This is a genomic window from Plectonema cf. radiosum LEGE 06105 (genome assembly GCF_015207665.1).
GTDB classification, from domain to species: Bacteria; Cyanobacteriota; Cyanobacteriia; order Cyanobacteriales; family Nostocaceae; genus Rivularia; species Rivularia radiosa_A.
The window spans coordinates 12,856-26,702 of record NZ_JADEWL010000004.1 but is presented as its reverse complement, the minus strand read 5'-3'; the positions used below and the strand labels follow the sequence as shown (position 1 = coordinate 26,702).

Annotated in this window: 9 protein-coding genes; 3 read left to right on the top strand and 6 right to left on the bottom strand. The window is 36.4% G+C overall.

Annotated features, from left to right (window positions below):
- Positions 1-3: 3 nt before the first annotated feature.
- Positions 4-717 (bottom strand): Uma2 family endonuclease, encoded by a 714-nt coding sequence (locus IQ247_RS01875; protein WP_193916473.1) that lies wholly within the window; start codon positions 715-717, stop codon positions 4-6.
- Positions 718-1,037: 320 nt separating this feature from the next.
- Between IQ247_RS01875 and IQ247_RS01870 the strand changes: the two genes are divergently transcribed.
- Positions 1,038-2,738, top strand: a complete 1,701-nt coding sequence (locus IQ247_RS01870) for a ShlB/FhaC/HecB family hemolysin secretion/activation protein (protein ID WP_193916471.1) — start codon at positions 1,038-1,040, stop codon at positions 2,736-2,738.
- A 116-nt stretch (positions 2,739-2,854) separates the two neighbouring features.
- On the opposite strand, the gene IQ247_RS01865 is transcribed toward IQ247_RS01870, so the two are convergent.
- From IQ247_RS01865 to IQ247_RS01850, 4 genes are all read right to left on the bottom strand, one after another.
- Positions 2,855-5,365: a CHAT domain-containing tetratricopeptide repeat protein gene (locus IQ247_RS01865; RefSeq protein WP_193916469.1), complete on the bottom strand. Its 2,511-nt coding sequence runs from the start codon at positions 5,363-5,365 to the stop codon at positions 2,855-2,857.
- A gap of 144 nt (positions 5,366-5,509) precedes the next feature.
- Complete coding sequence (locus tag IQ247_RS01860; protein WP_193916467.1) at positions 5,510-8,074, bottom strand: two-partner secretion domain-containing protein; 2,565 nt, start codon at positions 8,072-8,074, stop codon at positions 5,510-5,512.
- Between the two features lie 146 nt (positions 8,075-8,220).
- Complete coding sequence (locus IQ247_RS01855; RefSeq protein ID WP_193916465.1) at positions 8,221-8,991, bottom strand: DUF928 domain-containing protein; 771 nt, start codon at positions 8,989-8,991, stop codon at positions 8,221-8,223.
- Between the two features lie 96 nt (positions 8,992-9,087).
- On the bottom strand, positions 9,088-11,421 hold the full coding sequence (locus tag IQ247_RS01850; protein ID WP_193916463.1) for a CHASE2 domain-containing protein: 2,334 nt from the start codon (positions 11,419-11,421) through the stop codon (positions 9,088-9,090).
- A gap of 192 nt (positions 11,422-11,613) precedes the next feature.
- Between IQ247_RS01850 and IQ247_RS01845 the strand changes: the two genes are divergently transcribed.
- Both IQ247_RS01845 and IQ247_RS01840 read left to right on the top strand, forming a co-directional pair.
- The gene (locus IQ247_RS01845) at positions 11,614-12,252 is read left to right on the top strand and encodes a hypothetical protein (RefSeq protein WP_193916461.1); all 639 of its coding nucleotides are present in this window, start codon (positions 11,614-11,616) and stop codon (positions 12,250-12,252) included.
- Between the two features lie 126 nt (positions 12,253-12,378).
- A complete protein-coding gene (locus tag IQ247_RS01840) occupies positions 12,379-12,789 on the top strand; it encodes a TerB family tellurite resistance protein (protein WP_193916459.1) in 411 nt (136 codons plus the stop codon).
- Positions 12,790-12,889: 100 nt separating this feature from the next.
- Here IQ247_RS01840 and IQ247_RS01835 read toward each other — a convergent pair whose 3' ends face one another.
- On the bottom strand, positions 12,890-13,729 hold the full coding sequence (locus tag IQ247_RS01835) for a lysophospholipid acyltransferase family protein (protein WP_193916458.1): 840 nt from the start codon (positions 13,727-13,729) through the stop codon (positions 12,890-12,892).
- Between the last annotated feature and the right edge of the window lie 118 nt (positions 13,730-13,847).

Sequence of the window (13,847 nt, the reverse complement as noted above, 5' to 3'; positions counted from 1 at the left end):
AAATTAAAAATCTTCAGGATTAATCCCTAATTCCCTCAACTTAGCAGCTAAACGCTCTGCTTTTTCAGTTGGTGTAGATATCCAGTTCCCAGCATCGTCATACCAGCGCAACCACAACCGCTCAACATCCTGATAACAACCTTGCCACAATCCAATCCCCAAACCTAATTCTGGCAACCAAACCCGATTATCTTCCACAATCATTGGTTGATAACGTCCAGCAACATTTTGAAACACTTTGAGTTGATCTGTGTAGCGGTCAAAAATAATATAATAGGGAACCCTGAGAATTCGTTCGTAAACTTCCCATTTGGTTGGAGGTTGATTCGCTTCCCGTAAACCTTGTCCTAAATCTTCTTTTTCGGTGCCAGGAGAAATTAATTCTACCATCACACTCGGGGCTACACCCTCTTGCCAAATCACATAACTTAAGCGTAAATCTTTACCTTGATACAGACGAGAAACCCCTAAAACAGCAAACCAATCGGGGCGCTTGTACCACAGAGGATGTTGAGTATCATAGTAAACATTCAAATCTGCGGCGATAAATACCTCATCCTTGGGGATACTAGGGGGTTGAAAAGTATCCCGCAAGAATTGAGGTTGAAAATCATGGAATTCATCTGGCAAGCCTGGTTCCTCCGGATCTTCGCTTTTAAGATCATACATCGTGGGTAGTATTTCTTGGGGGGAAACAGGAGGATCTGTTTGGAACATGATTTATTTTACCTCTGCCAACTAACTACTAGGTTACTTCAACTTATTCCCCATCGAAGTTAAAAATTACTTGAAATTTCACGACTAATCAACCTTCAATCACAAACCCACAGCATAAATATAACAATTTAAACGTTAAAGGTAATGGGTATTAAACTCCGCGTGACTTTGCGTTTACCTCTGCGTGACTCTGCGTTTAAAAAAATACATTTCTACGTAGAATCCGCATAGATGCTTACGTTCCGCTAGCGACCCTCAGCTTAATGGTATAAATAAGCTCGGATATTGTAATATCTGTAAATTCCCAAGGTCATGACAAAATGTATTTTAAAACACTAATAACTAAGTCAATACTTGTTAGTTCTTTACTCTTACTTTCTTCTCCCGCAATTGCTCAAACACCTCAAGATAAACCAAATCCTAATCTAGACCGTTTTCCGCAACCTATTCCCAATCCTCAACCTCTGCCCACGGAGGAACCAACTATTTCTCCTCCGGAGGTAGAAACAATACCAGAACAAGATAGTAATATTACTATTCCTGTAACTAAAATTGAGGTAACTGGTAACACTTTATTTAATTCAGATATTGAGAATATCCTTAAATTAAATCAAAATCGCAACCTAACTTTAACCGAACTTAGAACTATTGCCGATGCGATTACTAAATTATATTTACAAAAAGGTTACATTACATCAAGGGCTGTTTTAGCAGACCAAGAAATTAAAAATGGTGTAGTACAAATTCGGGTGATTGAAGGTTCTTTAGAGAAAATTCAGGTTGAAGGTAATCGACGTTTAAATTCAGCTTATATCAGAAGTCGCATTAAGTTAGGTGCGAAAACACCATTAAATCAAATTGATATTGAAAATCAACTCAGGTTATTAAGAGTTGACCCGATGTTAAGTAATATTGAAGCAACTTTACAACCGGGTAATAATCTGGGTGAAAGTATTCTTGTCGTAAAAATAGAAGAAGCACCCCAATTTAATCCCTTTTTTGGTGTTGATAATTATTCATCTCCTAGTGTTGGTTCGGAAAGGTTTGGTGGTGGTTTTAATTATCGGAATTTAACCGGAATTGGTGATGAATTCACAGCTTCATATTATCGTTCTACCACCGGGGGTTCCAATGTTTTTGATGTGAATTACCAAGTTCCAGTTAACCCCAAAAATGGAACAATTAGATTAAGATATGCTCCCAGCGATAGTAAAATTACTGCTCCTGAATTCGCTGATTTTGATATTACTTCTGATAGTCAATTATATGAAGTTAGTTATCGTCAACCATTGACTCGGACTCCCAGTGAAGAATTTGCTTTATCTTTAGCATTTACCTTACAAAACGGTCAAACTTTCCTCGGAGGCACACCCACGCCCTTTGGAGAAGGACCAGATAGCCAAGGTAACAGTCGTACTAGAATAGTAAAATTTGGACAAGATTATATTAAACGAGATTTACAGGGTGCTTGGGGATTGCGATCGCAATTCAATCTTGGTTTAGATATTTTTGATGCTACGGTGAATTCTGACTCTCAACCGGATGGACGTTTTTTTAGTTGGTTGGGACAAATTCAAAGGGTACAAAGGTTAAGTAAAAAGAATTTATTAATTGCTCAAGCGGAATTACAGCTCACACCAGATAGTTTATTGAGTAATCAACAATTTTTCTTAGGTGGAGGACAATCTTTACGGGGTTATCGACAAAATGCTCGTTCCGGGGATAATGGTTTTCGTGTTTCTTTGGAAGACAGAATTACGATTGTTGATGGTACAGCAGAAACATCATCATTACAATTAGCACCTTTTATTGAAATGGGTGCAGTTTGGAACCATCCTGATAATCCCAATCAACTCAGTAATCAAACATTTCTGAGTGCTGCTGGTTTGGGTTTGATTGTACAACCAACAGCAAATAGTTTTATCCGACTTGATTATGCTGTCCCCTTTATTAATCTTGATGATAAAGGTAATAACGCTCAAGATGAAGGCTTCTTTTTTAGCGTTGGTTATAATCCTTGATTGATAAATTTTATATCCTAAAAACGGTTGAGAAGTTGACTTCAAAACGCAGAGGAATACAGAGGTAAACGCAAAGTTTCGCTGAGGTTTTTGAAAATATTAATTATTGCACTCTCTTATTTTGCTTCACCAACTAATGTAAAACCAGCCCAATCTAACGGTTCAAAACCAAATTCCATCAGTTGTAACATCGCTGTTCTTAATGCTATGGCTTTATCGGGATTTTGCTGCAATTCCTGATAAAAAGCAATCATTAATAATCTTGTTTTTTCATCAGGAACTGTCCACAAAGATACTAATACACTCGGTGTTCCGGCAGAAATAAAAGCTCGTGAAAGTCCAATTACTCCATCTCCGGTGATTCTTCCGATTCCGGTATCACAAGCGCTTAATACTACTAAAGAAGCGACTAAACGTAAATCGAAAATTTCTGTAGCTGTGAGCAAACCGTCATCTTTTCCAGAAGGAGCTAAAGCTATCGCTCCTGGTATTCCTAAACCTTGTAATGAAGAACTACTATCGGAACTCCGATATTGTAATAATCCGTGAGTTGCTAAATGGATTAATGTAGCTTTCGATAATTGATTTTTCACATTAGCTTTAGTCGCTTTTGCTCCAATCATTGGTTCTTGTTGGAACATCTTGGCGATTTCAATTGCTTCTATTTCCGATTCTGGTAATACTGCAAGTTGTTGCGCTTCTTCCCCATTTATAGATACTTTCGGCATAATTGGATTACCGACTATCAAAGGTTTTAAATTAGCTAAATTTTGTTTTTCTAAACGTTTTTTTTGCTGCCGAGTTAAGTCTAATACTTGAATTGCCGGAGCGGTGAGAATAGTATGTTTTTCAATTAAATATTTACCGTCACTATCTTGTAGTGCTGCAAAGGGAGTTAAAAATAATGATTCTTGGGGAATAAAAATTACTCTTTCTGTTGCATCTTTTGGCAATAAATCTGCTATGGGTTCTATGAGAAATTTATGTAGTTTACGGAGTGCGATATATTCCGAATTTTTTTCTGCTCCCAACTTCAAAATATTTTCTGCTTGTTGCTGACAAATAATTCCTTTAACTAAACAACGACTGGAATTAACTAAATCATCCAGAGTTAAATTATGTTTCCACAGGGGTTTTAAATCAACTTTGCGAAATCCAATTTCACCCGTTGGTTTTACTACCCAAATAAATAATTCTGCACCTCTACCTCTTTGTTTACCCAAGAATTTAAAATCATCATCGGGGACTATAGAATATTCAACTAAGGTTGCATTTTGCTCACGAGCAATTTCTCGGATTTTTTTTACTGAAGGAAATTTAGTATTGATTGATTGTTTGTCTTCCGAAAATCTACCAGCCAGTAATTCGACAAAAGCACGAGCGCGTCCTCGTTCTGTCGCTTCTAGAGCAGCTTCTGGCTTATTTGCAGCTATTAAAATCTGTTGTAATAAATTATAATAATGAACTTGAGTATCGAAAATTGATACCTGATAACTATCGCTGAGTCCTGGTCTCATTCCATCCAAAAGTTTGAGTGCATCCCGGAGAGTCTTTTCTGCTTCCTCAAGTTTTCCCGCTGTAAATAAAACGTGTCCTAAATTATTTAACCCCATTGCTTGTGCTTCCGGGTCGCCAATTTCTTTCGCGATCGCCAAGCTATCTTTGAGATATATAATCGCTTGGGGATAGTCTTTTAAATCTTCATAAGCTAATCCCAAACTACCCAAAGCTTCCAATTCTCGCTGTTTATCTCCGATATCTTGAGCAAGTTTGAGACTTTGTTGATAATTTTCAATTGCTTTATCCCGTTGTCCCAAAAAATGATAAGTGGAACCCAAATTAATCAACGTACTTGCTTGACCTGATATATCATTGATAGCAGAACTGATTTTCAGACTATCTTGGAAAATGGCGATCGCCTTTTGGTATTCACCTTGATTTGCGTAAATTTGTCCTAAGTTACTCAAGGTGGTTGCTTCAACTGTTTGATTGTTATTTTCTCTGGCTATTTGTAAGCTTTTTTCGTAGGATGTAATCGCATTGTCATAATCTCCTAAAGCTTCGTAAACATTCCCTAAGTTTTTTAAAACTATTGCTCGATCTTGACGGTTTCCCATTTGTTGTAGAATTTCTAAAGATTGTTGATTAGTTTCAATTGCTTTGGGATAATTACCTAAAGTTTTATAAGCAATAGCTAAGTTACCAAGAATCACTGCTTCTTCTGATTTATTACTGGTTTCACGGACTAAAATTAAAGCTTGTTGATAATAATCGACTGTTTTAGTAAATTTACCTTGTTGAGCATGAATTTTTGCAAGAGTTGTTAAAGCAGAAATTTCTCCTGATTTATCTTCAATTTCTCGTGTTAGAGTCAGATATTGTTCTAAGTAAATAATAGCTTGGGGATAATTTTTGAGTTGTTGATTTACAGCTATGAGATTTTTTAAAGTTGTGATAATTGCCGATTTATCATCTAATTCAAGATATATTTTTAAAGCTTGTTGCCATAATTTTATAGCTTGTGGTAATTGATTCGCTTGGTATTCTTCTAAAGCTTGTTGGGATAAACTCTCAGCTTCATTCTCCCCTCTCCTTACCAAGGAGAGGGGTTGGGGGTGAGGTTCCATATTTGTGATTGACAGAGTTAGTAGTATATGGAAAATTACTTTGATAAAATCATTTATCATTTAATCTATTTTTGAACGCAGAGGAACGCAAAGGTATACGCGGAGGAACGCTGAGTAAATAAGAGAAAAATCTACAATCCAAAATTAAATACGGTTATCTGGTACAACTTTGAGGATGTTTTCTTTATTTGCTGTTGTACAAGTGTCTTTATTTGGAGGTTGAGAAATGGTTGTAGTTTGTCCTCCACGGGTGTTTTTTCCCTGGTTAAAAGCAACAGTGGTTTGGGGGGGACAGATGCTATTTTTCTCTTCTTGATTTAATTGACGTTGGACAACTTCTTCATTAGGAGTCGGTTGATTTGGTTTAGGAATTCCTACTACATTAATATCGGAACTTCCAGATAAAAATGTATCTCCAAAAGCACCGTAAAGTCCTGCATCAACTCCTCCCTTTTTAACAATTAATCCAGCGGTAAAGCTTTCATCAGTTGAAATACTATTAACATCAAAAGCGACGCTATTGACGGTTATAGGTCTATCTGGGACGGGATTCCCATTTTCATCAACAAAAATAATTTGACTGTCATCACCTCTTCCTCGAAAGAATACTCTTCTTCCATCAGCTTTAACTCGATATATAGTGTTTCCTGCTGTATCTTTTTCAACAGCCACACCATCAGTTAATTTTACTCCGCCATGTTGAATGTTAATATTTTGTTGAGCTTGAATGCTCACTGGAACGTCACTAGGACCGGAGAAGGTAAAGGAATTTAAAAAAGTACCTTTGGCTCGAAAAACATCAGCAGCATTAATATCTATACTACCAAAAGGAACACTAATTGTATTAACTGTAATTTTGCCAGTTTTTGATGAAAGAAATGCAAAATCATCTCCGCTACCTAATCCATTCTCTGATGATATAGAGTTTAAATTTTCTATATTAATATCTTTTGCCGCAGAAAGTATAGTATTACCAGCATCAATATCACCTGTAACTGAAATGTTACCTTCCGAGGAATTCAAAGTTAGCGGACTATTTATACCGTTAAAAGTCCCGTATAATCCAAAATTTCCTACAGAAATATTGCCATTTACATTGATATTATTTTTTGCAGAGAGAATCACCGAACCTAAAATTTCATCGTTAGCTGATGGCTCGATGGTAATATTTTCTAGTGTGATATTTCCTGGTGATGTAGAAGTATTTGTATTTGTAAAAGTGCTTCCTTCAACAGTAGTTGGAGAGCTACTAGCTGGATTACGTAATTCAGTCAAACCTGCTCGTAAAATCAACGATGAACTATTTTTTAAAACTGCAATATCTGGGTCTGTTCCTACTAAGGAAGCATTTGGCTGAGTAATTTTAATATCACCACCAGAAATACTACCTTTTGCTTCTACTTTCAAAGAATAACCTGTATAGTTACCAAAATTGACATCACCGTTAGAGCTAATTATCCCTGTTGAATTAGTCCCAATTGGACTGAGAAAACTGGAAGTGAAATTACCCGTTCCACCGGATAGATTTTGTACCGAAAAATTTCCACCTGTAACAAAGCGAGCATTACCATTTATTAAACCATCGCTGACTAAATTGAGATTACCACCCGTCTGAAAAATAGATTTATCATTACCCAACTGAATATCAATATTTTGATTACCTTGAACTTTTAAATCTCCACCCGCTTGCAAAATCAAAAATTCGTCAACACCCGCACCATCAAATAAATTTATAGTATTTTGAGCCAATAAATTTAAATCTCCAGATGTAGTTAACCCCTGTCCCGATTGACCTACAGAAATCAAATTACGGCTTGATGAGAGCGTCGCATTTCCAGCAGAAAGCGCATCAATTAATAAATCTCCATTTTCTATTTTTAAACCGGAACCCGTTAATTTAACTTCATCTCCGCTGATTGTTAAACCCGTTGCATTCGTCACACCTCCACCTGTTAATAATTGGGGAAGAGATAGAATCGGTAATGACCAATTATTAGGTAAACTAGATGATGCTGCAATTGGTTGGATTTCCAAACTTAAAATATTCCCTGGCTGAGTAATTTTAACTATACTTTGTCCTGTTACAGTCGCATTAACGACGTTTCCTCCTGGTGCGCGAAGTTCCCTCGTATTAACAACAGTACCACCAAGAAAAGTTAAATTCTTCCCTGTTTTTACAGCTAAATTACCAAATCCATCATTTGCGATCGCCCCCGGTTCACTCATAGTAAATGCAAAGGAGTTCGGTTCCCCAATTAATTCCACATAGTTATTTGCACCTGATGCATTAAACCATTTATTGCCGAATCCAATTCCGTTTGCAGTTGTAGCAGTAAAAGAACCCGGAACATCCAATCTTGCACCGGAACCAAATATAATTCCGGCTGGATTCATTAAAAATAAATTCGCATCGCTACCCGTTATTTTGATTAATCCATTGATTACCGAAGCATCTCCCCCAGTAATTCTTCCTAACACATTTTGAGTCCCAGGATTGGTGACAAAATCAGCAATTTGATTTTCGTTTAATCCAAATTTTTGCAAGCTGTGAAATAGGTTTGCGTCAATTTGAGTTCCCCCGGTAATTGTAAAAGTATTACCAGTTTGATTGACGATTGTATTAGCATCATTCGCTGTAGGTGTAATCTGCGCTTGTGCTTGAGGTACACTGGAGATCAGGAAAAGGGTTAGTAGGTATTTTAGTTTCATTGTATTTAAAAAAAACCGCAGAGGCGCGGAGAGCGCAGAGGAAGAAATAGAAAGAAAGGTAGTTATTAATACTAATTAGTATAAAACCCTCCGTAGTAATATACGTACAGAAGGTTGAGATTATGTTAACTTTTTAAAAAACTTAACTATTTGACCAAGGGTTGCTCGGCAATATCCTTTAGACCTATACTTTCAAGTAAAATTTGCCAATTTTCTACCAGTTCTTTATTTTGTGGTTGCTGCTGTCGCAATTTAGCCAAAGTATTAAGAGCATCGAACCACATACCTGCTGCTGCATACAATTCTACTTGTTTAATGGGTGTTGCCTGATTAATTTTCTTTGTCACCTCATCGCTCAAATTCACCCGTCTGACAACACCTTCTACCCTCAATGAAGGAATCGGTTTTTGAGTTTCACAGTAAATATTAAAGAATAACCGATAATTTCGATCTTCCTTGAGTGGTTTGACAGTTTCCGGTAAACTAACACTAATAATCCCCGCTTGACTCGGTAATTTAACAACTGATTGATAAACTAACTGCTTTGATTCCTCATCTTGAAGCAGAAATTCTGTAGGAAAAGAATACTGATTGCTAAAAGGAACATAAAAATGAAATGTCGGACGCAAACTATTAGTTAATCCCCAAACATTTTCCTTCACATATGTTGTTTGTCCCAAATTTAAAGTCTTTTGAGTAAAAGGAATCAAAGCAGTCAAATTAGTTGGAACTTCCGGACAAGGACCTCTTCTTCCACCTCCACGAGTACGTCCACCGACAGGTTTTCCTGGTGGAGGAGAAGGTAACTTAAATTTAACTTGTTTATTAGCTTGAGCAAAACTTTGATTACCAATCAAAATTGTCGAACAAAATCCCAACACCAAACTCAACTTTACCGATAAACAAATCAACCTCATAAATTAATTCCTCACAAATAAATTATTATTACTAACTCTCTGCTTCCCTCTTCCCTCTGCGTCCTCTGCGTCTCTGCGGTTTTTTTTAATCCAAAATTAATTGACGAAAACACCAACACAAACTGTTCCTAACAAACCCATCACCGACGGAACAAAAGCAACCCAAACACCTTGAATCAAAATATAAAAAGAAACACTATAAAGAATGCCACAACTAACAATAACCATTAATCCTACTTGAGGAAGCAAACTTTTAAATGACAGCCCACGACAGCATAACACCCACGTCAAACCCCCTCCAATCCCAGACCAAAACCAAATCCACAGAATATCATTCCCAGCAGATAATACCCTTAATAACGGACGTTTATCCAACACTGAACTTAATATTTGACTAACCATATGAGCTTGTACTTCAACCCCTACCATTTGGTCTTTTAAAAGTCTTCCATAAGGAGTTTGCCATTTATCTTCAGCACCACTTCTGGTAATACCAATTAATATAATTTTATTTTTAATAAATTTTTCTAAAGCAGTAGGATTATTTTCCGCAGCATCAAATAGTTGTTTTAACGTGATTTTTTGAGCAATATCATTACCACCACGATAGTTAAGTAAAATTTGCTCGCTACTCGCATCAATACCTTGATAACCACCACCACGAGAATTTAATTTATGAAATACTATATTACCAATTTGCCAATTTTCACCATCAGCAGTTAAATCAGTTTTAACATTATGAACTTGTAATAAATAACGAGCAGCTAATTGTAAACTCAAAGAATATGAAGATTGGCAATAAGCATTTGGTTCCGGATTCATGGATAACAATTGTCGTCGTAAAACATTATCCTCATCATCTACAAAATCACTAAATCCCAATCTTTCTACGGGAATTTCTTCAGGAGGACGTACACCAAAAGGGTCTAAAATTGTACTACTAACTTTACAAATACCTATTAAATTATCTGTATTTTTTAATTTATTAATTAACCCTTGAAGTTGAGGATTAGTATTAAAATCCCGATAAATATCCAAACCAACAACACTCGGTTGATATCTTTGTAAAATTCCTAATAACCGTTCCAAAGATTTATCAGAAAGAGAAACACCTTTGAGCTCTTCCCCTCTTTGTCTTTGTACTTCAACATCGTTATCATCTATCGTGATTAATAACAATCTCTCATCGATTCCTTCACTTGGTCGCAATTTCATCATCTGGTCAAATGCTTGTAATTCTGGTGCTTGTAATAACCCCAAAAATCGTATTCCCGCAACCAAACTAGTTACCATCAAACTGGATACAATCGTGATTAATCCCCTTTTCTTGAGATTATTTCTCTTAGTCTTAATCGGAATTGTACTTTGCCAAGTAAAAGGTACCTCCGCTTGATGCTGATATATTGTTGGTAGCCAACTAGCACAGGGAAACTTATCTTCCAAACCCTGTAAACGTTCCCTCGCTTCTCGTAACGCTTTGTAAAGGCGATCGCCATTGACAAACGCTTTCAAAAATGACTTTAAAAACTCCTGAGCAACCTTATCGGGAACAATTTCCCGCATGACAATCAAATAGGGAATTTGTAAATCAGCAAATTCTGTCGCTAATCCCAAACCATCACAGGAATTAAAAATAGCTAACTTTAAACCGTTATCTACAGCTTTTTTTAAAGCATATTTCAACTGACTAATCGTTAAACTATCATGTTGATTAATATATATCCGTCCAGTTTCACCATTTTCTTGACTGGAACTATGACCAGCAAAAAACAATATCTGCCAATTTTGCTCCCACAATTGCTCTGTCAACTCACTACGAGATGGTTCCACCATGAACTGAATATCTGCATTTGGTAATCGAGTTAATAATTGTTTATCTGCTTCAATATCAATCCCCGTACTATTACCCAAAATAGCCAGAATTTTCACCGTATTTGTCGGTTGGACATCCCGAATTATCCGGTCATAATTCGGAGGACTCAAAGCGATTTCCACCTGAGGATAACGCTCTAATATATCCCATAAATGCCAAGGTAATTTTTGCAGTTGATTATCCTGAGTTTGAATCAATACTTGTAAATCATCCGATGGTAGCAACTTTTCCAACCATTTCTCGCGGATAGGAATAAAAGAAATTGATTTTAACCAATTATTAAGTTGTTTATCAAGTTCTCTTGCAGCTTGATAACATTCTTCATCAGTAGAGCTTTTTTTGCGTCCCTTGGGAATACCAATAGGTCTCCCCAACCAATTCATATTACGGTAAATATCTTGCCATCGCTGATAAGTTTGGAGTAAATCTTGATTAGCAGGAAGTTCCCCGATAACTTCAGTTGTAGGTGGAGCATTTTCCTCCCCAATTTGAAAAATCACCGGAAAACCTTCTACAAAGCTACCTTTTCCGAACTTGAAAACTACCAGCTTACCCACATCTATTCACCTCTACTATCTATACGCAGTTTAACCCTGAGAAAAAGTTAATACTAACCCGGAGAGAAGTCGGGTAACTTCCACAAAACCCGACTTCTGGAGTCTACAAAAAATTGGTGTAACTTAATAATGCATAAAACCCCAGCAACAAACCTATAGATTAATAGATTAAAACAAGCCAGAAAAATTACCATGAAATCACAAATATTATTTAGCATTGCGACTTGCATTACCTTGTTAACTTCCGTCTCGCTACCAGTCGTAGCCGAAACTATTCCGAATCCGGTACAACCTACTAATAATACGAATAATATTACCCTCGCCAAAAATACCGCAATTATTGTTTCCTTCCCATCATCCATGACAGTTGATGTCAGCGAAAAACAAGACTTTCCCCTGACAGTTTTTCTCACCAAAGCAATTACCGATAGTCAAGGTAACGTCCTAGTACCAGAAAACAGTCCCGTATCTATTATCCTTAAACCTACGGATAAAGGAGCAAAAATTGTTGCTCAGTCATTAGTCGTCAACGGTCGAGTTGTATCCATCCAAGCATCAAGTCCAACAATTCCCGGTGCTACCATTACCCATAAAGCAGGTCATGAAAAAGCCGAAGAGGATGGCTCTGTCTGGGGTAAAATTGGCGAAAGTGCATTTGGCTTTGCTGGTGGAGGTAAACCAGAACATTCCGAACGAGGTTCGATGTTGGGAAAAACTTTAGGATTAGTTACAGGTTTAAATTCCCCAACAAAATCACGACAGGTGAAGATTAACGAAAATAGTGTTTATGTTTTATCTTTAGAAGCGAGTGTTGATTTATCTGCTCGTTAATAGAAATAACGGAGGCTTGACTATTTATATCGTTAAACTTCAACCCTAATGTCTTCTCAATCACTTTAATTTTCCTGTAATTTTACTTATGATGGTGAAGATATATTTATATTAGATAGAGAAATTATGCGAGAACAATTAAGCTCAACTTTAAGTGAAATCGCTAAACAAGATTTAACTCAAAATGAACGAGAAGCAATCATCGAATTAATGATGATGACGATGTATAGCGATAAAAATCTCAAACTTGCAGAAGATGAAATAATTCAAAAATATGTCAGCAATATCAAATGGGAATCACCTTTATCTTTAGATTTTTATTTTGGTAAAGTTACACCCAAAATTAGAACAGCTTTGCAAGATAAAGAAAAAATGAGTGATTTTTTAACAGATATCAACAATCGTCTTGAAAGTGAAGCCGTCAAAAGTCAAGTTTTGCAATTGTGTAATGATTTAGCAATAGCAGACGCGGATTTTTCTTCTGAAGAAAAAGAATTATTAGAACATATTTCTCAAGTTTTTCAAATTAATGCGTGAATTAATCGAGTCAAATCGGACATTGTTTTAATCCTTACAAATAAATTATGTAGAGGCGTTGCAATGCAACGTCTCATTAATGCTGGGGGATAAACTCCCTTTATTTCTTAACCTCCCTTGCCAAAGTATCTAATTCTTGCTGCATTTTTGTACAAACCTTTGCGTAACAAGCATCTACATAATCGCGATTTTTAGCGACATCTTTACCATATTTTTCAAACACAATTGGTTGACAAATACGAGTATGAATTTGTACGGGAAACGGTATATTTGGTAAAGGTCCGATTGCTAAACCCCAAGGTAAACCTAAATATATGGGAAATACTCCAGGGTCTAATTGATATAACCAAGGTAAACCAAAATTATTCAATTGTTTCATTAATTCGTAAAAATCACCTAATACAATTAAAGTTTCATGTGCGCCTACTGAAATAGCGGGAATTATCGGAACTTCTTGTCTTAAAGCTAACTTAATAAAACCTTTATTACCAGCAAAATTAATGTTGTAACGCTGGTTGTAAGGACGAAACATATCATATTGTCCTCCAGGATAGACCAAAACGCTGGCACCCTTATTAAAAGCTGCATTTGCGGTTTTTGGATGAGCGACGATCGCGCCTACTTTTTGACCTAAATCACCCAGAGCGGGACTGACTTCCCAAGCATAAGGATGCATCAAACCATATGCTAAACGTTCGGTTCCAAAACGACGGAACCAATCGTACATCATCATAATCATATCGGGAGTTGCCATTCCCCCATTATGAGAACCAACAATCAATACTTTGTCATCTAAAGGAATATTTTCCCAACCATCAGTTTCAACCCGAAAATAGTAGCGGTAAAACCACTCCCAAATCGGCATAAATAATTCAATAAATTTAGGGTCTCTTTTTTCTAAAGACCAACCTGGTGTATATATCTTATGTGGATTGCTCATCTGATTAATATATATTTAAGTTTCTATTCAGGTGATAATTTAGCAACACCCTTGATTAATTTTAAGCAAGTCAAGAAATAGTAAACATCAAATATGGAAATTTACTTCAAGACTGCTT